Source organism: Streptococcus sp. 4094 (assembly GCF_013277125.1).
Taxonomy (GTDB): Bacteria; Bacillota; Bacilli; order Lactobacillales; family Streptococcaceae; genus Streptococcus.
On record NZ_VMMI01000001.1, the window covers coordinates 25,920 to 48,375 of the forward strand.

Here is a 22,456-nt window from a genome sequence, read left to right on the forward strand (position 1 = left end):
GTTTTTGATATGATAGAGCAAGAGGAGAAATATGGATACAATTCAAATTCTACATTTTTCATTATTAGGATATATCATCACAAGTGACATCAATTCTTATATTAAAGAAAACTTATCAACAAAAACGAGAATTATAGTTTCTAGGCGTATCATCTATTCCTATAACACTACTACCTATTTTATCATAAAATCAATGTTTTTATCTTCAGATACAATGTATTCTTATATAGAAGATATACGACTCCGTTCTGAATTTGCCAACATTATCATCATAGGAAGTCACATTGATTATGATAAACTTTTCCGTAGTCATTACAGAATATTCGGTGTCATTGATACAACTAGAAATCATTCTTTACAATCTATACGACAAGAAATTCACTCATATTTAGATGGTATTTATAACAACCTGAAATAAATTAGGTTTGGTAGTCTTTATACATTTCCTCAGCATACATGGCTTCAAAAACTTTCAAAAAATCACTGCCTTCCCCAGATAATCCTGAGGAAAGCAGTGATTCTTATTTTAGGAATTAGGAATGAATACACGAAATCAATTTAGCTGATTATTTTTTGTTTTTCAAGAATTCATCGTATTGTTTTTGCATTTCGTTCAATACTTTTTCGTAGGCACCTTCAGATTTCAATTTTTCCATCAATTCTGGAATCGCTTTATCTGGGTCTACAGTACCAGTGTTGATAGCTGTATCAAATTGTTGCATTGTGTTAGAAATAGCTGAGATTTCAGATTTCACATTGTCAGTGTTAAAGATGAATCCAAGCGCTGGAGATTCTTTAGCTTCTGCCAATTCTTTCTTAGAATCTGCAATTTGTTGATCTGTAACGTTTTCGTTGATGTAAAGAATCCAGTTGTTACCAGTGTTCCATCCACTCATGTGAGTGTTTCCTTTGTAGCCATCAAGAACGCGAACACGGTTTTCTTTACCTTCAATTTTTTCCCAGTTCTTGCCTTCTGGACCGTAAACAAGGCCGTTCAAAAGTTCTGGGTTCGTATTCAAGAGGTTCAAGATTTCCATTGATTTTTCTTTGTTCTTAGAGTTGTTTGAGATGACAAAGTTAGCAACTTGTGTTGTTTGGTTTTTCTTAATAAAGTTTGTGATTGGTTTGATTTGGATGTCTTTGTTAGCAACGCGTGAGAGCAAGCTGTTACCGTAGTCAGCTGGTCCTACTGTCTCTTCACGAACGAACCAAGTATCTTGTTGAAGGTCAAATGTAGTGTCACTTGTTGCGACGTCTTTTGGAATGTAGCCAGCTTCATAGAATTTGTGAAGAGTCTTTAAGTGTTCTTTGAAACGAGGCACTTCGTAACGGTTTACAACTTTAGTAGTATCACCTTCAAGGTCAATAACGAATGGAAGCCCGTTTGCTACTGGATAGTCAAAGTTCTCAGAAGGGATGAAGTTCTTAGTAGCTGCAAATGGTACTACGTCTGGAGCTTTTTCCTTAATTTGTTTCAAGACTGGCTCAAGAGTTTCGTAAGAAGTAACACCTGAAATATCGATACCATATTTGGCAAGGAGAGTTCCGTTGAAGGCAAAGTTTTGAGATGATGCAACGTTGGCTGCAACTGGAACAGCGTAAATTTTACCGTTTACAGTATTACCCTTGATGTAGGCTGGGTCAAGTGCCTTGTAAAGGTCTTTACCTTCTTTTTTGTACAATTCTGTCAAGTCAGCATAAGCACCTTTTTGAGCATTTACAATATAGTTATCTGCAAAGGCGATATCATAGTTTTCACCAGATGATGTGATAACTGACATTTTCTTACCATAGTCACCCCAGCCAAGGTATTGGATATCCAATTTGGCACCAACTTTTTCTTCGATGATTTTGTTGGCATTTGCTAACAATTCATCCAAGTTGTCTGGTTTGTCACCGATTTGGTACATTTTGATAACAGGTTTGTCACCTGAATCAGCAGCTTTTTTGCTGTTACCTGTCAAATTTCCACAAGCAGCAAGACCTGCAGCCAAAGCGACTACACTAGCAGATGCAAAAGCATATTTTTTCCAGTTTTTCATGATAAAAACTCCTTTTTTTATTTTTAAACTTATAAACAATGTAATGATCTTATACTCAATGAAAATNNNNGTAACATCTATACGGCAAGGCGACGTTGACGCGGTTTGAAGAGATTTTCGAAGAGTATTAACTTCACACAAGGGAAGTTGGGAACTGAGAAATGTTCTTTCTCAATAAGCACTATTCTTTCACACCACCGATAGTCAAACCTTTTACAAAGTAGCGTTGGAAGAATGGATACAAAATCGCGATTGGAAGGGTTGCGACCACAACCATGGCCATACGACCTGTTTCTTTCGGTAGAGCAACTCCCAGTTGACCAGTCAAGCCGACCGCTTTGGCAATGTAGTCCATATTTTGTTGGATTTGCATCAGCAAATATTGTAATGGATACAAGTTGTCACTCTTGATGTACAGAAGGGCGTTGAACCAGTCATTCCAGAAACCAAGAGCTGTCAAAAGCGTGATGGTTGCGATACCTGGTAGTGACAATGGTAAACAGATTTGGAAGAAAATCCGGGCCTCACTGGCACCATCGATACGAGCGGATTCAAGAATGGCTTCTGGGATGGTCTTCTTGAAGAAGGAACGCATCAAGATGATGTTAAATGGTGAGAGAAGCATTGGAACAATCAAGGCCCAAACAGTGTCACCAAGCTGAAGGACACGAGTTACCATGATATAACCTGGTACCAAACCAGCGTTGAACAACATACTGAGCAGAACGAAGATGGTAAAGAATCTGCGATACTTAAAGGTTGTCCGTGAAATAGCGTAGGCATAGGTTGTTGTGATAAAGACATTTGTAAATGTCCCAACTACGGTTACAAAGACAGAAATGAAGAGGGCTTGTAAGATTTTATCCTTAAACTGTGCCAAGAACTCAAAACCGTCTAATCCAAATTGGGATGGGAAGAAGCTGTAGCCGTATTGGAGGAGGCTTTTCTCGTCCGTCACTGAAATAATGATAACGAATACAAAAGGTAGGATACAAGAGAGGGCAATCAAACCCGAAATGATACTGAAGAAGATATCTGCTTTCTTACTGAAGGAGTGAATGCCGACATTATCAATTTTTTCTTTTTTAATTTTCTTTTCTGCCATATTCTCCTCCTTTCTAGAACAAAGCTGAGTTTGGATCAACTCGTCTTGCCAGTAAGTTTGATAGAACCACCAGAATCAAGCCGACTACTGATTGGTAGAGACCTGCTGCTGAAGCCATCCCGATATCCGCTGTCTGGGTCAAACCATTATAAACATATACGTCCAAGACGTTGGTTACGTTATAAAGCTGACCAGCATTGTGAGGGATTTGATAGAAGAGACCAAAGTCTGCACGGAAGATATTTCCGACTGCAAGGATGGTCAATACAGTTACCAGCGGTGTCAACTGCGGAATGGTTACATTGCGAATCCGTTGCCATTTGCTGGCTCCATCTACTGTCGCTGCTTCGTAGTAGGTTGGATCAATTCCCATGATTGTCGCATAGTACATAACACTGCTATATCCAAAACCTTTCCAAATACCTAGGAAAAGTAGGAGATAAGGCCAAATTCCCAAATCAGCGTAGAAGTTGACTTCTTTGAGACCAAGACTTTCCAATAAATGGTTGAACACCCCTTTATCAATATTTAGGAAGGCATCTGTAAAGAAACTGATGATAACCCAAGACAAGAAGTAAGGGAACAACATAGAAGTTTGGAAAATCTTCACCATTCTCTTGGAACGGAGTTCACTGAGGATAATGGCAATCCCTACAGATACAACCAAACCTAGAAAGATAAAGCCAAGATTGTAGAGGACCGTATTTCGTGTGATAATAAAGGCGTCTCTTGAACTAAATAAGAATCTGAAATTATCGAGTCCGACCCATTTACTATTTATGATACTATCTATGAAACCATTACTGGTCATGTGGTAGTCTTTGAAGGCAACCACGTTCCCAAATACTGGAATGTAGAAGAATAGAATCAACCAGAGTGCCCCTGGCAAAACCATCAAGAGAAAAATCCAGTTGTCTCTCAAGGTTTTTGAAAACTTATTCATAATTTCCTCCCTTTTTATTTGATATCCATCTAAAAATTCTTTTTTAGACTTTTGATAACGATTACATTATTAGTATACTCCTATTTGCAGATTAGGTTAAACTCCTAATTATAGAAAAAACTCCACAAATTATGTAGCAGATTTAAAACTTTATCACCACTATCAAACAAATGTCCTAAATCAATTGTTTATTTTATCTCTATTTGCACCGTGATGGCGTCACTCTGTTACCCTGTGCTTGTCTCTCAAACTAAATTTTAGGAGCAATGAAGCCCACTATTTTTAGAAAAAAGGCCTATTATCAAGTTCACTTAGACTTTTGACCATAGGCGTTTTTCTCTTTTTAACGTTTTTTCTCAAAACTCATCCTGAGCTCTGTCTAAAAATAAAGGTACTACTTTTCTCAACTTTTTTAGAAAGCTAATACTCTTCGAAANNCAGTGTTTTGAGCAACCTGCAGTTAGCTTCCTAGTTTGCTCTTTGATTTTCATTGAGTATAAGGCAAGGCCAAATCAATTTATAACAATGTTTTAGAAGCGATATTGTACTAGTCCAGACTCAGTTCATTATAGTGTCTGATTTCTCCCAGACTGACTCCCTACAAAAAGTGCAAATAAGAAATCTCCAGCTTAGTAACTATCAGTGAGTTCTCGAGTCTGAAAATTTTTTAATATGCCTCGTTATTGAATGGTTACAGTTTGCCGTCCACTTCCTGACATGCAAAAATCTCCTAGCAGGCTTTCCTGCTAGGAGATTTTCTTATGAGAGGTACTTGTTTCAGCTTTGAAAATCGGACTTATTATTCGATAATTATCAAACAATCTACCAATTAAGCTTCTTCGTCTTCTTTACGACGACGGCCTGCAAGACCAAGACCAAGTAAAGCACTTGCGGCAGCTACTACCATAGCTACAGTAGAATCTGCTGTACCTGTATTTGGCAACTCTTTAGCGACTGTACGCGCGTTTGCTGCTGCTTCTTGGTTGGCATCTGCTGCTTGAGCAGTAGCTGGAGCTACAGCTGGTGTCTGAACACTTTGGTCCTCAGCTGGAGTTACATGGTCAGCTACTGGAGCAAGTTTCGCCATAAAGTCTTCGATACGTTTCACCATTGCATCCACTTCTGCTTGACTTGCGTCTGCGTTAGCAAATACTTTCTTAGCATCTGCTGATAATGCATTCGCTTCTTTTGCAGTTTCTGCATCAAGCTTAGCTGATTCTTGGATGATTAGCTCATCTAGCTGATGAATAGCACTTTCTAACTTAGATTTATTCACTTTGGCTTGAGTGTTCGTCATTCCGTTATCGGCAGAAGGACCGTAGTTTCCACCATTATATGGAGGTATCATATCTTGATTGTTTGGTGAAATCACTTCAACTGGAACTTCAAGTTTTTGTACACTTCCATCCGCTAATCTTAATGTCACTATAGCAACTTTAGTACCGACAGTATTCGTATCAGGCAATACCATATTGATGACTGAGATTTCTTCTGGTAAATCTAATTTCGCTAACACATCTGCTTGGGAAAGGGCTGTACCGCGTTCAACTTTCACTACTCCGTTGATTAAAGCTTTCAGGGCAGCTTCAAGGTTTAATTCTGGAAGTTCATCTACAAGTGCAGCTTGATCAACTTGGTATAAGAAGGTTCTGAGTGCTTTATCAAGGTCTGATTGTTTTGTTGAGTTGTCGATTGATTCTAATGCTTTTCCTTTTAAGGCTTCAACTGTATCAAGTGCTTTTTGCTTTTCTTCATCAGAAAGTTTTTTATCTGCTTTGACACTTGCAATTTTTTCGTTTGCTGTCGTTTCAACTACTTCTCTAGCTTCTACAGCATCAAGTAATGATTTTTTCGCAATTTCTAAAGCATCTTTTGCCTTAATTGCTAGTTCTAAGGCTTTATCAACCTCAACCTGTGAAGCATTTTCATTATCAATAACTTTTTTAACTTCTTTTAAAACTTTCTCTGATTCTTCTTGTACTTTTTTATACTCATCAATCGTCGCTTTGGTCTTTCCTTTTGTCGAATCTTCTAAAATTAAATTATTTAATGCGTCAGTGGTGTTTATCAATTGTGTTTTATCAGTTGGTGCTCCANNGCTTCATCTACTTGGGTTTGCGTAGCGTTTGGATTCGAGATAACGTCAGCTGCTGCTGATACCGCCGTATCATACGCTTGTTTCTGAGCGTCTGTTCCGTTGTAGTACTTCGCATCCGTTGTTTTGGTGTTTTGCGCATCTGTTGTTGAAGCTGTTTTTAAGGCTTCTTTATCAGTTGGTGCTCCATCTAAGGCTTTTTTAGCCTCTGTAATGGCTTTGAGCGCTTCATCTACTTGGGTTTGATCCGCATTAGCATCAGCTATTACTGTTTGTCCATTTTTTATCGCTTCATCATATGCATCCCTCTTTGTTTTATCTGCATTATAATATTTAAAGTTTCCTTTAACAGTAGTTTCTTCTCCTACCGCTTTTCTTAACTCCGTCTTATTTCCTTTTTCAACTAACAAGCTTTTAGCTTCATCTAATTTGCGTTTTACTTCCTCTACTTTTTGTAATACTTGACTGACCTCATCTTTAGTTGCATTTCCTTGTTTGGCTAAAATAGTCCTTAGTTCTTCTTTTAATGACCGAATGTCCTGATTGTACTTATCAAACTCTTCATTGTATTTATCAATGCTTTCAGGCGTTTTATTTTCTGTTGATACCTTTTTCAACGCATCAACTTGCGCAGATAGATTAGTCTTTTCTTCATTTGTTGCCGCAGGTACTAAAGCTTCTTGTTTTGCTAAAAGCGTTGAAAACGCCTTTTTATAGTCTGCTGTTGTTTTTAACTGTCCAGTAAGAAGATTACGTACTTTTTCAAGTTCAGCTGTATATGCATTGATAGTATCGTCCGTTTTCCCTGCCTTATCAGTCGTTTCCGTTTCAAGTAATTTATCATAAATTCTTTGTAAGAGGTTCTTCGCAACTATACTTGTATCTTGATTTACATTGAAGTCCAATCCAGTAATAGGTAAAGAGTACTGTAAATAAGATGAATTATAACTCATACCAGCTTGATGTTTGTTTTCCAAACTAATTCTCACCTTATATGAAGTTACTCCCTTTGGTAAATTAATTTCTCTACTTGTAAATGTCCCTCCTGTTGCATTCGGTCTATTTTCAGTTAAAGCTAATTTTTCTTCTATCTGTTCTTTTGAAAGACTATTAGCACTAAAAGTCTGATTTTTTGCATTTCCATCTCTTGCAGCAACTACTTTCATTTCAGGACTATTCACGTTTTTTTCTGGTGAGACTACTGCCGTATAAATTAACTGTTCATTGCCATTTTCAATACTGAACACTTCTACTTTATATTTAGCTTTTGATCCATTATTATCACCAGTATAACCCGTTTTAAAGTTCACTGTTACTTTTGTTCCTTCATTCGAAGCATATGCTTTAAAAGTTTTTTCAATTCCATCAAACCACTTAGCTGCTCTCGCTGTTTGTGCACCGGGTTCATTATTTTCTAAATAGGGTTTATCATCATAGACTGGTTCGTCTCTATTCTGTTTAGTAACTAATTTTGATAGTAATAAAATATATTCACTACGTCTATCAAACGATTGCTCCCTAACCCAAACCTGATTAGTTCTAGTAATATTTACTGTATATGCTGGGAAAACTCCAGCTTCAGTTTTTCTAGCAATCGCAAATTTCCCATTTTCACCTACTGCTTTCCATCCACCAAATTCTTTAATTTCAGCAACACTACCCTTTGCAATATTTTTTCCATCCCCTAATGCATCCATATTTTGAATTTTTTTATTATTCTCAATAACTTCAGGCAATGCTTTTAACTTATCTGCTAACGTTTTTAAATCCGCATTCTCTGCAGGTGCTGTGTAAGTCTGGTTTGCTGATGGATCAGTATCCGTTGTTGTCCCATCTGTTCGGAATGGATTGTTTCTATCTAGGGCTTGTCCATTACGTGAATCATGTTTTCCTGAGTTTGCGATAGAGTTGGTTCCTGTAGCTTTCTCAGTATTGCTGGCTTTCTTACCGACAGTCGCTTTTCCTTCTGTGGTATCTAGTTTAGGACTTTCCACTTGCGCTTTAGGCTTACTACGTAAACCGCTGCTTGCTGTCATAAAGAGTCTTCTATAAGCTTTTGTCAACTCCTCTTGACTTGTGGCTGTTGTTAGGGCAAGTTTTGCTAATTCTAAATGTTCTTTAAGGGTTGCGACACTTTCATCTGTCTTAGTCGCATAGCTACCTGAGGCTAATTTAGCATCAATTTCTGCTACGTAATCTTCTAGCTGTTTTTTATCCAAGTCAGATGTAGCTTTTTCTTCTGCTTTTTCTGTTGCTGAAGCAGTCGATGATACTACTGGCGCTGGAGTGGCAGTAGTAGATGTTTCTTCTTTCTCTTTTGAAACAGTAGGTGATTCGACTGATGATGCGCTTGCATCAGTAGATGTTGGAGTAGTTGTTTCTTCTTGATCTTTCGGAGCAGTAGTCTCACTGCTACCAGAATTTCCATCCAACTGACTGACTACTGGAGTCGCCCCGTAGGTTCCATTCTGGACATCTGGGTCTTTCAGTGGTGAGCCTTGTCTTCCCTCATTAGTTGGGGTTACACCTTGCTCTGTAGCAGACACTGTCCCATTTCCTGGAAACATGAACAAGGCTGCTACTGCAACACTAGCAGCTCCAAAACTAACCTTACGAATCGAAAACCGCAAGCGTTTTTCTCTATCTTCATTACCTTTATAAAACATATATCATTTTGCTCCTTTTCCGATAATTATCGGTTAATATATAATGGAAGGACAAATAAAAAGCCCCCCCTAAAATATTTATGCATATTTTAGACTGGCATAATTCATTATACTCTTTTTTGTTTTATAAATCAAATGTTATGAACTAAGCTTGATATGATGCATCTTATCCAATTCTTCTGTTTCACGCGAAACACCCTGCGCTAGGCAAGGTGTTCTTGTTTTTATACTCAATGAAAATCAAAGAGCAAACTAAGAAGATAGCCGCAGGTTACTCAAAACACTGTTTTGAGGTTGCAGATGGAAGCTGACGTGGTTTGAAGAGATTTTCGAAGAATATTAAACCCCAAATTATTCATATCTCACACTAACCAAACAATTCAAAAACCACCAGAAGAGCCTTAAAATACTGCCCTTCTGGTGATTTTCATTGATAGCTGAGTCTCGAAGAAGGTAGAGTTTAAATTGAAACTACTATCATACAAAACTCTTTGATCCTATTTATTTTTATCACAATTTTGATTTATAGTTCTCCGAATACCTTTTAAATGTGAAAGCATTTCATTGGAGCTTTGAAAAATACATACACTGTTTTTATTCGTATGTTAACTTGATAGAATCTTTGTCTTCAAGCATTTTTTTAATGTTAACGACAGGCAATATGAAGTTGGGGAACTCATTACCCCGAGTAATCATATCAGATACGATAGGCCGAATATAGGACCAAAGAATTGCTAAGCCATTCTCTTTAAGAAAAGTTTCAAAATCAATATCAAATTCTGTCTCATCATATATAAATGAAAATTCTCCAACAATATCTACAATAAGCTCAAAAGCAGAATCATCTGAATCTATATTTCCTTGCTTTGTTATCAAGTTAACATAAGCAAGGTTTTCAGATTTTCTTATTAAAATCTGTGCAGACAATTCAGGATGTAAATTAATAGTACTATTTGTTTGGTCAAAAGTAGGATTTCTTCGGTATGATACTTCATTTAAAAAATAATCTTTAAATTGTAAAGAGGACATTAAGCTGCCACCTCACTATTTTCTTTTGTTGTAATTAAGTTTTCAGAATCTATTGGTAAATATGAAAAACATGACTTCTTGTTTTTTATATTATATTCAGGCATTGCATTTACTTTAGTTACAGAATTCAAATCATCAAACTCTTTTTGATTATTTAATTGAGGAGTAAAATGGATTTCATCTTTATATTTTTTAAGACTTCCTGATATATTCAAATCATAATCAAATTCATTGTTTACTGAATAAATTTTGTTGGCCTTAATATTTTCAACTAATTCTTGGAACATTGGAGAATCCATCAAAGAAAATTCTTCAGTTCCTAAAAAGTTTGACAATAAACTCATAAAAGCCTCCTTATTTATAAAATGTTTGTAATACAATTTAAATCACGGATACAAATTTCCTCTCCATTCTTTCCGTCAATTACTGGTAAAGATGGAATAGCAGTATATGTTTTGGACTGCACTGCTTCATAATTCTTCCCATGCTGAGACGCTAAATCAAGCAACAGTTCAATAATTAATCCTTGATTTTGGTTAAGAAGAGTAGCTCTATTTTTGGCTCCGCTACCTGAAATACCTGCAATCTCACGTTCAATTTGAATAGATGCCGCTTGTCGATATTCCTCTAATAACCTTTGGTTTTTTGGGTTATCTAAAATAAAAATCTTATCTATAGATTTTAGGGTGATTTTAGCATGAATTAACTCAGGCCTAACCCCAGGTTTGCTTAGTTCAAATGACTTATACTTTGCGACATAAGCAGAAGCAATCGTTTTACCAGTATCTTTGTTAAAAGGTAGAAAAAAGTAAATACCATTACCCAAATCGTTCGGATGTCTCTGTTTATGAATACCAGGTTTATATTTCTCATAAGAAAACCCAGCAGATAGAATCTTTTCTTTCCTTTTATTGGTGGTGCCGTGCCACCCACTATATTGTAGCATAGAACCTCCTGATGAAGCTACTAGCTTAATTATACTGTTAAAGCTTAGATAATTCAACTATTACGGGCTTTTTTGAAAAAATTCTAGCGATTTCCAGAACGTAACTGAGCATTAAGACAATAACTACCTCACCTTATCATGCCGAAATTATCGGATTTTATCAGAATTAAAACCCCATAAAATCGGGCTTTTTTGAAGAATAGAGTGAATTGGAACTAGAACAGTACACTTCGACTACTAAAACATTGCTAGAAATTAATTTGACTTTCCTAATCAATTTGTTCAAATCTTATTTCAATCTACTATAAAAAAACACAAGCCTAAGCCTGCGGAAACATTATCTATTCTAAATAGTCTTTTTCTGTTATGACTCTTAATCTAGTAGAATAATTCTGGAATGTTGAGAATTTAAAGCGTTTAGGATCTTCAAGTTTGTTTCTATCGTTCATTTCTAAAGCACGGTTATAGTCTATAATAGCTTTCACTAACTTATTGATTATAGCTTTATCATTATCCATTACTTTATAATAATCTTCGACTTTCCGAAGGCGAAAAGTGGTATTTAGTAAATAACTTTTATCTTCTAAAATCAATGTTTTACCAATATCTAATCCTTCAACATATCCTTCTTTTGCTGAATTTCTAAGCTTATACTTCAATTGATACTTTTTAGGAATGTAACTTCTAAATGGAATCAAGAAAGTTAGCCCCTGTATTTTGACAACAGTTACCGCAAATCCCCTTCCTTTATTCATTACTTTCTTCGTCTTAAAGTCATAGTCCATCGCTTGAATAAGGTCATAATCCTTGCACATTTTTAAATCAATTTGACCTAATTTTAACTTTTTGCTTTTCATTTCTATTCCCTAGATAAAAAGCTCACTAAAAAGTGAGCAACATTTCCAATGAGATACTTCTGTTGACGAGCGCGTCTCTCCGCCCCCTCATTGCCTCACGAAAAGGCTAGACGAATCGAAAGGAGGTGAGTTTTCCTGTTTTCAATTCTACTTATTTTTACACATTTTTTTAATTTTATCAAACAAAAAAACGCAAGCTGAAGCCTGCGAAAAGTTTTTTTATAACCATTTAATTTCTTTCACATCTGTTTTACGAACTTTAGCATATTTCTTAGCGCTTGTAAAATGTAGAGTAACCGGTTTAAACACTCCACTTTTATCTCTTCGTAAACCTAAAATTGCGGATCTTTTGTTTCTATCTTCAAAAAATATGACGTCCAACTTCATAGTGTTTTTAGATAAATCTTTGGCTAGGATACAACAACTTGTTATCCTAGAATAGAAGATATCACCGATAAAACTATACAAAGATATCCTTTCTATAACATCGTTGTACATGGGATTATTTTTATATTCTTCCAAAATAAAAACACCAGCTTGAATAGCAGGTATTGTTTGACTAGCATAATCTCGTGTGATTTTGTGCAAGCCAAATAAGTGATGTAAATCAGTCAAGCAAAAATCTACTTCGAAAGTCTCTAAATGCTTATAATTCGTTGATACTTGACATGTTTTTCCATCGAATTTCTCTTGATAATCTAAAATACAATCAAGTAATTTCAACGACAAACTCCATATTTTCTCAAAATAAAAAAAGCACGGGGCAGTTCTCACTACTGCCCAAAGTGGATGATTAGAGTCGGCTTCTCTAACTCCCTATGTTGTGCTTATTAGGCTTATCGCAAGGGAACAGTTTTTAGCTCTGCCAAGCCACATAGCGTGCTTACTACTATGTGTCCATGTCTCCATGGATTGCCGAGCGGTTTAACGACGTTTTGGGAGTCGGGATAACGAGAAAAGTGATACTTTTACGTTTTTTCCAACTTAATTATGACATCTTTCTTTAAAAAAGTCAATATTTATCGCTTTCTTTAACGAAAAAAATCCCACAAGAACGAATCCTGTGGGAAGATACACATTTTAGAAAAGCTTTCCTTTATTCTACTATTTTTCTTGTATTTTATCATTCAGTATGATAAAATACAAGTTTTTTGATAAAACAACTAAGAACTACTCGCTATCCCCTCTCACATCACCCTACATATCGTTTAACATACGACTGATAGTTCAGGGAAACTTCAAGGAGAACTTTTCTCTCATCCACTATGCAGGACTTACTATTTCATTTCTACTCCTATAGGCTCAATTTGACACTTTTCTTCTTCGAATTGCTCATATGCCTACTGAATAGTGAGTTCGATTTATCCAAATTTATTTTTGTCTATTTTGATGAACACTTCCACGAAGATAGTCTGAAAAAGAAGCCGCCCCAATTTTCCTTCTCTTTTTAAGCATATTATTCCAGATATGATTGCCCTCTTGTTCAGTAATAAATTGCGCTTTAAACGCTTCAACCAGTATATCTCCTGTTGTCATATGTTCTAAAGAAAATTCTTCTACATATGGTTTAACATCTCTTAGGTTATTACTTCCTAATATCCCATTATGCTTTTTCGCTAAGGAAATAGAAGCCGCTTCTCCCTTACCAATAACCTTGTTACTATCATGATTTCTTGTTAAATCTCTATATAATGCGTATTCTTCAGTTCCAATGTCTATGCTCACAATCTCAGCCGAACCCTTAGCTACTAACTGGTCTATCCTAGATTTTAAATGGGGGATTGTAGGTATATTGATTTCATCATACACCTCTTGTGGAATAACAATTTTACCCGAATAGAGCTTTTCTAAAAGATATTCAGTGCCAACCCATAAAAATGCTGAAATACAATCTGTATCAATAAATACACGACTAGTCAAACGACAACTCCCCCTCTTCATCTAGCCCATATACAATATCATATCTGAAAGCATCTAGTAGCAGTTCCTCATACTTCCCTTGCGAAATTCTGTTATTTTCTAAAAGTTGTTCAGTCGATTTAATATAGTGTCCTAATACCATTTCCTTTTTACTTTCTGACAAAGGACGATATAAACTTGTATCATAGCCTAATCTTGAAGCTGTCTCTATAACACTAATATCCATATTTTTAATTTCTTCTGCGTCAAGGTATCCATCATTCCGCAATCTATATAACATAGCTTTATGACTGATACCATAAAACTGACCTAATTTTATAATATCTTCTACTTCAAGATGAGTTCTATTGGCATTTTCTCTTATTTCCTCAACCATCCTATACAGTGAAGATGGGGAAATTAAAAAATAAGAAGCAAACTGATCCGCTTTTCTTTCAGTTTCATCTCCTTCACCAATCAAAATAAAACTGACTGAACTCTTCTTCACCTCATCATAATAAAGATGATACAGTTCATGTGCTAAAGAAAATCTTTGCCTTCCTAATGACATGTCTGAATTGATTACAATGAGACTGGACTGAGTTCCTTTATAACAGACTCCGCTAATATTCTTTCCGAGTCCATAAAATACCAGCGTCAAATTTTCTATCTTTTGTACCAATTTAAAAATATCTATCGGCGCTTCACCATCAGCTCCCAACTTTTTTCTAAGATTTGAAGCTTTATTACTTAAATCCATTTTATCAATCATTTATTTTGTCTCCAATAGCTGATCTATCTCAAATTGATTCAATACAATTTTATTGATTTTCGCTAAAACTTTAAGATCTTGGTCTACTATTTTATTTTTTCTAAACGATATTACACACTGTTGTTCAGCTTGTTCGCCAAACAAAAGATAGTCAACCGTACAGCAAAACAGGGCAGATAGTTTCTCAATAACATCCGACGTGATATTCCTTTCACCTTTTTCCATTTTGGCAATCATGCTTTGATTCAAAGACAAATATTCAGCAATCTTATCTTGAGTAAGATTTGAAGATATTCTAAGTTCTTTTATTCTTTTTCCAACATCACATACATTTATCATATTCATACACCTCTCATAAAAAGAATAGCACACTCTTGTCATAAAGTCAATTTTTTAAATAAAAAAATTATGACAAAACAAGGAAGTAATTTATTGATACTGCTTAAAAATCCAAAATTGATGATATTAAACTTATTTGATGAGTTCCTATCAAAAATCGTATCTTCAACCTCAAAACAGTACTTAAAGCTATCCGACTCGGTTTACATTGTCAAATTTAGATTTTATTTGAGCATAACTTTCTAATTTGCTTTTTGATTTTTATTTAATATAGTAGCAAAAATTAAAGGAAATATCTCCACAAGAAAACGCATACTATTAAGCTTTTTCAAGACCTAATAATATGCGCTGTTCTGATTTGAAAGACATTCCATTATTATTTTACTGTTATCAAGCCTTCAGGCTCGACTGTAAATTCTGGTTTGTCTGCTATCGTGCCATCTTCTTTAAGGTAATACCAGCCATCATTTGATTTGACAAAGGCATTAGAAACCATGTCCCCATTTTGACTATCAAGATAGTACCAAGTCTCCTTGTATTTGATCCAGCCTGTTTTCATAGCACCTTCTCCATCGAAATAGTACCACTTCTCAGCGATTTTCTTCCAGCCTGTGGCCATTTCCCCTGATTGGTCAAACCAGTACCAATTGCCATCTGTGTGCTTCTTCCAGCGGTCTGCAAGCATATAGCCTGAGCCGTCGAAATAGTACCAAGTGCCGTTAATTTTCTCAAACTTATCTTTTGGATAAGAGCCGTCTGAATGTACATACCAGGTACCAGTATCGTTCTGTTGCCATCCTGCTTCAATCGTCAAGCCGTTTTCAATATCCTGCTTGAATTGCTCACGGCTAATACCCCATTTGGCAAGATAAGGATAGGGGTCAATGTGATCTGAGTTATTATCGGGTTGGTTATTGGTGCAGTATTCGTGTGTCTTGATACCTGCTAAATCAGCAGTATCAAGCGTTTTCGGTATCCCAGCCTCGTCCGCTAGATTACGCAAGAGTTCGATATAGAGACGATAGTCAATCAGAAACTCTTCTTTTGATTCATGGCTTTCAATCAGTTCAACTTGTGCATAACCTTCTGCATTCCAACCGCCCCCAACATCCCAGGCACCATTATCAACAGGTCCTACCTGCATAACACGACCATTACCGACTACGTGTGAAAAGAAGCCCAATTCAGGATCTTTTCTGTAATGGTAGTCAGCCTCATTTTGAACCGTTGAGTTGCGGTTGCCTGTGGAATGGGCATGGACTTGCCTATATGGTTGCACGCCGACTTGAGGCAAATCTGTTCTTAATTTACTCACATCAATTTCCATATTCTACTCCTTATCAATTAAGACAACTCATTTTTTACAATCCAGAACTAGAAACTCCTTTATTTCTACCTCACAAAGAAGACAAGCTTAGTCACGATTGGGCTTATAGATAGAACTGATTAAATCAGATCAAAGCGCACTATTCCGATATTGTGAATAGGATTGACAAAGTCTATATTCTATCTACAATAACACCCCAGACTAAAAAGCTTTTCAAAAGTACATTTTTACAGTCTCTATATATCCTGTTCATAAATACTATACTTTATTATATCATATAAAAAAGTCAAAAGTCTGTTAAACTCTATTTTCAACACCAAACTAAACACAAGTTTTTTCGATTTTCACTAGAGGAAAGAGATTTTATTCAGCAAATCGAGCTATGATGACACTTTTGTTGCCAATATGGTCTTGCCTTCTTTTATCAAGGGGTGACGAAACAGTGAGAAATACAGTTGAATGGTCATGGCAACCCAGATAAGGGGTTCGCAAAGAATAACTCCCTTATAGCCTGCCCAAGGGATAATCAGGACCACAAAAGCGATTTTCCCGATTAGTTCTATAAAGCTGGAAACCAGCGGAAGGATTTTTTGCCCCAAACCCTGCAAGCAATTGCGATAAATCAGCAAAAGACTCAAAATAGGATAAAAGGCTGAACTGATTTGCAAGTAGAGGCTTCCATTTTCTACCAAGTAACTATCCGTCGAACTAGCCAAGAAGGAAACCAAGGCTGGACTGGCAAAAAAGAGGAAGACACAAACAAAAACTGCCCAGGACATACTTAAACGACTGCCTATTCGAAGTCCTTGAACAATGCGGTCTGGGCGCTTAGCACCTAAATTCTGAGAAGCAAAGGTCGTCATCGAAGCAGAAATAGCGGTCATAGGAAGAAGGGCGAAAGCCATAATGCGGCGAGCCGCCGTCTGGGCACTAATAATTACAGCACCAAAGGTATTAACAGAAGACTGTAAAATCACACTGCCGATAGATACAATTGAACTCATCAAGCCCATAGCCAAACCTTGCTCCAAGAGATCCGCGTATAAGGCCTTGTCCCATTTGAAATGCTTGAGTTGAGGCAAAAGTTCTGGCACACTCTTACGGATATAATAAAAACAGAGAACCGCTGATAAGCCTTGCGAAATGATGGTAGCAAGTCCCGCGGATTGAACTCCCAGATGCAGTTGTGTAATAAAATAGAGATCCAGAACCACATTGACAAGAGCAGAAAAAATCAAAAAACCAAGCGCTGCCAAACTGTCCCCAATGGACCGCAACAAACCTGCAAAAAGATTATAAGCAAAACTGACACCAACACAGGTCACAATCATAGAAATATATTGATAGGACTGGGGAAGAATTTCTGCAGGAGTATCTAGGTATTGCAAGAGAGGATACAAACCAAGAAAGCCCAGCAGCATAACTACAACACTCAAAAGAGCACCTAAAATCCAGGTGGCTGCTACTGCTTCCTTAATTTTTATAAAATTCCGAGCCCCGTAATAACGGGCAATGACAATTCCCATGCCATTGCCAACACCAAGAGTGAATCCTACAATCAGGTCAAAAATTGCTGTCGTCACCCCTACTGCAGCCAAGGAATCTTGACCCAGAAATCGCCCAACAATCAAGACATCAGCAGTGTTATAGAGCTGTTGAAAAATATTAGACAGCAAGATTGGGAAGGCAAAACTCACAAGCGAGGGAAGAATCGGACCATGAATCAGGTCCACTGTTCGTTTTTTATTCATAAGGCTATTATATCAGCTTTCTAGCAGAGCGACAAGAAACAGCAAACTATAGATGATCTAAAAACTTGAATCAAAAATCGAAAAAGTAGCGGATTTCTCCACTACTTTAACAGCTTATTCTTCAATTTCGATTTCAAGTTCATCGCCTAGGTCAAGTGTGACTTCTTCATTCACAGAATCTGCTTGAACTGCTTCATCTTTTTTGTTTTCAGTATCTTGTTCTGAAGCTTCTTCTCCATCAATCAAGCCAAATTTAGAACGGACTTGCTTATCAATTTCATCAAAGATTTCTGGGTGCTCTGCCAAATATTTCTTAGCATTCTCAGAACCTTGCCCAATTTTTTCATCTTTGTAAGAATACCAAGCTCCTGCTTTTTTGATGATATCCAAATCGCTTGCAATCTTCAAGAGTTCACCAGTCTTAGAAATTCCTTCTCCGTACATAATTTCAACTACGGCTTCCTTAAACGGTGGAGCTACCTTATTTTTTACAACCTTAATCTTAGTTTCTTTACCAACATTGGTTTCTTTTTGGTCACCAGTTCCCTTAATTTGTGTATTACCACGAACATCCAAACGCACTGAAGCATAGAATTTCAGAGCACGTCCACCAGGTGTTGTTTCTGGATTTCCAAACATCACTCCAACTTTTTCACGCAATTGGTTGATAAAGATGGCAATTGTTTTGGTTTTATTGATAGAGGCGCCAAGTTTACGCATGGCCTGACTCATCATACGGGCCTGCAAACCAACGTGGCTATCTCCGATATCTCCATCAATTTCCGCACGAGGTACAAGGGCTGCAACTGAGTCGACCACGACAAGATCTACAGCACCTGAGTCAATCAATTTTCCTGCAATTTCAAGACCTTGCTCTCCTGAGTCTGGTTGTGACAAGAGCAATTCGTCAATGTTGACACCAAGGGCCGCAGCATAAGCTGGATCAAGGGCATGTTCCGCATCGATAAAGGCTGCAATCCCACCTTCTTTTTGCGCTTGTGCAACTGCATGAAGGGCAACCGTCGTCTTACCAGATGACTCTGGCCCATAGATTTCGATGATACGTCCCTTAGGATAACCACCTGAACCAAGGGCAATGTCAAGAGCCAAAGAACCTGAGCTCATCACTTGCACCTTTTGCTCGGCACGTTCACCCAAACGCATGATTGATCCTTTACCAAAGTCTTTCTCAATCAGTTTAAGAGCGTCATTCAAGGCTTTTTCACGTTCAGCCCCAAATTTTTTTGAAATTTCATCTAATTTTTTTGGTTTTTTCGCCATTCTATTCTCCTACATTCTAATGGTCCTCAGACCTATCTACTATTATATCAAAAGTTAGTCACTTAATAAAGCCTTGCGAACTAGGTTAAAAGCATGCATAACCGCAATATGACGTACATCTGCTCGACTTCTGCCTCCAATATTCACCTTGATAACCTCAGTTCCTTGCTCTTGCGCCAAGCCTATGAAGACTGTCCCAGCTGGGTGCCCTTCTAGGATATCTGGTCCTGCCACTCCAGTCAAACTAAGGCCAAAATTAGATTGAGTCTTGCTTCGTGCCTGCTCAGCCATCTTCTGAGCTGTAAATTCAGACACAACACCCTGTTCTTCCAAATCCTTGACAGGAATATCCAACATCTTTGATTTTTCCTCCAGGCTATAGGTTACAAAACCACCTTTAAATATACTTGAAGCACCCGAAAAATCCGCTACAGTAGCTTGGAAAAGACCTGCCGTCAAACTCTCTGCAGCCGTGATGGTTTTCCCTTGTTTTTTCAGTTCCTCTATCACAATGCTGGCCAAGCTGGACTCTTCCCCATAACCATAACAAAGGTCTCGTAAAGAAAGAGCTTCAAAGGTCTGGCGATCCAAAATTTGATGTTCCAAAATATCCAACGCTTGATTCGCCTCTTCTTGACTGCTAGCCTTTGTTGACAGACGCAGAGTGACTTCTCCTGTCTTAGCATAGGGGGCCAAGGTCGGATCTGTCTGATTATCAATCAAATCAGCCAAAATCGTAACCAGCTGACTTTCTCCAATTCCAAAGAAACGAAGAACTCGGGAATACAGCTTGCTCCCTGTCATCAACTTAGGTAGAAGTTGGTTTAAAACCATAGGCTTCAATTCACTTGGTGGACCTGGAAGGACAACGTAGGTCACTCCATCTACTTCTAGTATTCCTCCCACAGCCAGCCCCGTTTCGTTTGGCAGTGGAGTCGCTCCTTCTACAATTTGGGCTTGTCTTTCGTTATTCGGTGTTCGGGCATAATCTGGTCGCTGGGCGAAAAAGACATCTAACTTCTCCTGAGCCTGAGGATCGAAGACTAATTCTTTCCCTAAAAATTTAGCTAGAGTTTGTTTGGTCAAATCGTCCTCAGTTGGTCCCAAACCGCCTGTCAAAATCACCAGACTGCTACGTTGACTGGCAATCTCAAGCAAAGCCAAGAGACGAGCTTCATTGTCTCCTACAGCCGTCTGAAAATATACGTCTACCCCAATCTCTGCTAGTTTTTCCGATAAAAACTGGGCATTGGTGTTGACAATTTGTCCTGTCAAAATCTCTGTTCCAACAGCAATGATTTCTGCTTTCATGTTTCCTCCTACCTATCTATTCGTATTTTTTTGAAAAAATCGCAGGAAATTTCCCACGATTGATTTTTTATTTGTATCAAAAGTTAATTATCTTCATCACCAACAGGGGCTCTGCCAAATAAATCTTCAAATAAGACCGCATTGGTTTCAAGCTGAGTGACTTCTTCTTGTCCCAAAGAACGTCGGAGTAGATTTTGCATTTCCAACATATGGGCTCTCGAAACAATCTGGTAAGAAACACCTTGAAGCATCTCTCCTTCACCCTGCAACTGCTGAGTTTCAATGGTTTTAAATGAATCTTTATAGCCTAGCAAGTTAGGGATACTTTTTGCAGACAAATCAATATTGGTCTGCATATTGTCACTCAAAGCTTTTAGAATCTCTTGATAATGACCAACGCTATTTAAACTGAGGGCTTTTTCCATGACTTTTTGAATAACTTCACGTTGACGTTTTTGACGACCATAATCTCCCTCAGGATCTTGGTAACGCATTCGTGCATAGACTAGGGCTTCTTCTCCACCAATATGTTGCTCCCCAACACCGATAGAAATGGTATTAAATTCTTCTTGGTCACTGATAGAAATTGGGAAACCTAGGGTATTATTGACTGTAATACCACCTACTGCATCCACTAGTTTTTGCAACCCTTTCATATTGACCATCACATAGCGATCAATATGGATATTCATCATTTTTTGAATAGTTTCTATAGCAAGCTCTGCTCCACCATCTGCATATGCTGAATTCAGTTTCGCTTCATGAGCTTGACCATTCCCTGATTCAATGCGGGTCAGAATATCCCGCTCTAAACTCATCATTGTTGTTTTTTTCGTTTTAGGATTCACTGTCATCAAGATCATGCTATCACTTCTACCGACCCAAGTTTCAGTTCGTTCAGCATTTCCGGTGTCCACTCCCATTAACAGAATAGTTAGAGGTTCAGTAGCTTCAATAACCTTGGTTTCTTCGCCGATTTTTTTATAGGTTTTAGCTAAGGCTTCTGTCCCTTGTTGATAAATAGTATAAGCAAAAATACCTGCTCCTACTACAGTTACAGAAAGTAAAGCTAGCACCATTCCAATAATTTTTTTAACCATATTTCTACTAATCTATCAGTTTACCCATCAAGTAAACATCGATAAATTTCCCTTCTTCTATATATGCTCCACGCTCTTGGCGACCTTCAATTACAAAGCCATGCTTTTGATACAGATGAACTGCTGCTTGATTACGAGTTTGGACAGTCAGCTGGAGACGACGCAGAATGCCACTTGCTTGTGCCCATTCTATCGCTTCCTCTAGCAACAAACTTCCCAATCCATTATTCCAATATCTTTTTCCAATCACAATAAAGAGATCTCCAATATGACGGACTCTCTTGCGCTGGTCAGCTGTAATATTTACAATACCAGCAATTTTATCATTTAAGAATGCAAGTAAGGTTATCTGATTGTCCGAACTAGCTTGCTTGTTGAGGAATATTTCCATCTCCTCACTGGTCAAGAGAATACCATCTCCGTCTAAGCTGGTAAAATCTGTCTCCAAACTCACACGATTTAAAAAGGCCACTAATTCAGCTGCATCTTTAGGCTCTGCTTCTCTAATGAGCAATTCATACTCCATGTTGAAGCTCCTCTAAAAGCTTTTCTGCACGCAAACCCTTTGCCTGAAAATTTAAACGACGTCCATCTGCTTCTTTTAGAATTTCCAATTCTAAATAAGTATCTGGTAAGGCATCACCTAAGAGATTTCCCCACTCGATAACAGTCACTCCGCCACCAAAGAGAAACTCATCCAAATCGATAGAATCCGCATCTCCTTCAATACGATAAACATCTAGGTGATAAAGTGGCAGTCTGCCTTCATACTCTCTTACGATAGTATAGGTGGGACTTTTAATCATTTGAGAAATCTGTAAACCTTTAGCAAGTCCTTTAGTAAAGGTCGTTTTACCTGCGCCCAGTTCTCCAGTTAAGATTAAAACATCATTCTTTTCTAATAAATGACCCAAACGCTCCCCTAAGGCTTGCAGTTCTTCTTCATTTTTTGTGTACATATTCTTATTATACCAAAAACTTTTCTTTTGTGTC

20 protein-coding genes and 1 pseudogene are annotated in these 22,456 nt (G+C 37.4%); 1 reads left to right on the top strand and 20 read right to left on the bottom strand.

The window, feature by feature from the left end; genetic code table 11:
* The first annotated feature begins 31 nt into the window (after positions 1 to 31).
* Positions 32 to 418 carry a hypothetical protein gene (locus tag HT721_RS11020; protein ID WP_240149943.1) on the top strand — a complete coding sequence of 129 codons (387 nt, stop codon included), beginning with the start codon at positions 32 to 34 and terminating at the stop codon, positions 416 to 418.
* Positions 419 to 566: 148 nt separating this feature from the next.
* On the opposite strand, the gene HT721_RS00145 is transcribed toward HT721_RS11020, so the two are convergent.
* The 20 genes and pseudogenes from HT721_RS00145 to tsaE all read right to left on the bottom strand — a co-directional run bounded on the left by HT721_RS00145 (position 567) and on the right by tsaE (position 22,422).
* Positions 567 to 2,042 carry an ABC transporter substrate-binding protein gene (locus HT721_RS00145; protein WP_166730975.1) on the bottom strand — a complete coding sequence of 492 codons (1,476 nt, stop codon included), beginning with the start codon at positions 2,040 to 2,042 and terminating at the stop codon, positions 567 to 569.
* A gap of 181 nt (positions 2,043 to 2,223) precedes the next feature.
* Positions 2,224 to 3,147 carry a carbohydrate ABC transporter permease gene (locus HT721_RS00150; RefSeq protein ID WP_000818348.1) on the bottom strand — a complete coding sequence of 308 codons (924 nt, stop codon included), beginning with the start codon at positions 3,145 to 3,147 and terminating at the stop codon, positions 2,224 to 2,226.
* Between the two features lie 13 nt (positions 3,148 to 3,160).
* Positions 3,161 to 4,090 carry a sugar ABC transporter permease gene (locus HT721_RS00155; protein WP_007284784.1) on the bottom strand — a complete coding sequence of 310 codons (930 nt, stop codon included), beginning with the start codon at positions 4,088 to 4,090 and terminating at the stop codon, positions 3,161 to 3,163.
* Between the two features lie 829 nt (positions 4,091 to 4,919).
* A complete protein-coding gene (locus tag HT721_RS11025) occupies positions 4,920 to 6,161 on the bottom strand; it encodes a DUF1542 domain-containing protein (protein ID WP_240149944.1) in 1,242 nt (413 codons plus the stop codon).
* A complete protein-coding gene (locus HT721_RS00170; RefSeq protein WP_173228655.1) occupies positions 6,158 to 8,851 on the bottom strand; it encodes a YSIRK-type signal peptide-containing protein in 2,694 nt (897 codons plus the stop codon). Before HT721_RS00170 ends, HT721_RS11025 begins: the two co-directional genes overlap by 4 nt.
* A 594-nt stretch (positions 8,852 to 9,445) precedes the next feature.
* Positions 9,446 to 9,880, bottom strand: a complete 435-nt coding sequence (locus HT721_RS00175; protein ID WP_054388361.1) for a protein-export chaperone SecB — start codon at positions 9,878 to 9,880, stop codon at positions 9,446 to 9,448.
* The gene (locus HT721_RS00180; RefSeq protein ID WP_050252545.1) at positions 9,880 to 10,224 is read right to left on the bottom strand and encodes a hypothetical protein; all 345 of its coding nucleotides are present in this window, start codon (positions 10,222 to 10,224) and stop codon (positions 9,880 to 9,882) included. The genes HT721_RS00175 and HT721_RS00180 overlap by 1 nt, the downstream gene beginning before the upstream one ends.
* A gap of 14 nt (positions 10,225 to 10,238) precedes the next feature.
* A complete protein-coding gene (locus HT721_RS00185; protein WP_138704746.1) occupies positions 10,239 to 10,826 on the bottom strand; it encodes a hypothetical protein in 588 nt (195 codons plus the stop codon).
* 341 nt (positions 10,827 to 11,167) lie between these two features.
* A complete protein-coding gene (locus tag HT721_RS00190) occupies positions 11,168 to 11,683 on the bottom strand; it encodes a hypothetical protein (protein ID WP_138704747.1) in 516 nt (171 codons plus the stop codon).
* A gap of 219 nt (positions 11,684 to 11,902) precedes the next feature.
* On the bottom strand, positions 11,903 to 12,457 hold the full coding sequence (locus tag HT721_RS00195; RefSeq protein WP_345789794.1) for a PBECR4 domain-containing protein: 555 nt from the start codon (positions 12,455 to 12,457) through the stop codon (positions 11,903 to 11,905).
* Between the two features lie 723 nt (positions 12,458 to 13,180).
* Positions 13,181 to 13,603 (bottom strand): annotated as a pseudogene (locus HT721_RS00200) (hypothetical protein); the annotation flags it as partial.
* Entirely contained in the window at positions 13,596 to 14,342 is a 747-nt protein-coding gene (locus HT721_RS00205; protein WP_309598780.1) for an ImmA/IrrE family metallo-endopeptidase, read from the bottom strand. The gene HT721_RS00205 and the pseudogene HT721_RS00200, both read right to left, overlap by 8 nt.
* Before the next feature lie 12 nt (positions 14,343 to 14,354).
* Positions 14,355 to 14,699 (bottom strand): helix-turn-helix transcriptional regulator, encoded by a 345-nt coding sequence (locus HT721_RS11245; RefSeq protein WP_050086717.1) that lies wholly within the window; start codon positions 14,697 to 14,699, stop codon positions 14,355 to 14,357.
* A gap of 370 nt (positions 14,700 to 15,069) precedes the next feature.
* The gene (locus HT721_RS00215) at positions 15,070 to 16,020 is read right to left on the bottom strand and encodes an N-acetylmuramoyl-L-alanine amidase family protein (protein WP_173228659.1); all 951 of its coding nucleotides are present in this window, start codon (positions 16,018 to 16,020) and stop codon (positions 15,070 to 15,072) included.
* Positions 16,021 to 16,400: 380 nt separating this feature from the next.
* Positions 16,401 to 17,771 (bottom strand): MATE family efflux transporter, encoded by a 1,371-nt coding sequence (locus HT721_RS00220; RefSeq protein ID WP_173228661.1) that lies wholly within the window; start codon positions 17,769 to 17,771, stop codon positions 16,401 to 16,403.
* A gap of 114 nt (positions 17,772 to 17,885) precedes the next feature.
* A complete protein-coding gene (recA, locus tag HT721_RS00225) occupies positions 17,886 to 19,052 on the bottom strand; it encodes a recombinase RecA (protein WP_050234077.1) in 1,167 nt (388 codons plus the stop codon).
* 54 nt (positions 19,053 to 19,106) lie between these two features.
* Complete coding sequence (locus tag HT721_RS00230) at positions 19,107 to 20,363, bottom strand: competence/damage-inducible protein A (protein WP_173228663.1); 1,257 nt, start codon at positions 20,361 to 20,363, stop codon at positions 19,107 to 19,109.
* Positions 20,364 to 20,446: 83 nt separating this feature from the next.
* Positions 20,447 to 21,463 carry an LCP family protein gene (locus HT721_RS00235; protein ID WP_173228664.1) on the bottom strand — a complete coding sequence of 339 codons (1,017 nt, stop codon included), beginning with the start codon at positions 21,461 to 21,463 and terminating at the stop codon, positions 20,447 to 20,449.
* 7 nt (positions 21,464 to 21,470) lie between these two features.
* Positions 21,471 to 21,989, bottom strand: coding sequence for a GNAT family N-acetyltransferase (locus tag HT721_RS00240; RefSeq protein WP_049520988.1), 519 nt, complete (start codon positions 21,987 to 21,989; stop codon positions 21,471 to 21,473).
* Positions 21,979 to 22,422, bottom strand: a complete 444-nt coding sequence (tsaE, locus tag HT721_RS00245) for a tRNA (adenosine(37)-N6)-threonylcarbamoyltransferase complex ATPase subunit type 1 TsaE (RefSeq protein WP_000288238.1) — start codon at positions 22,420 to 22,422, stop codon at positions 21,979 to 21,981. The genes HT721_RS00240 and tsaE overlap by 11 nt, the downstream gene beginning before the upstream one ends.
* Positions 22,423 to 22,456 lie beyond the last annotated feature (34 nt).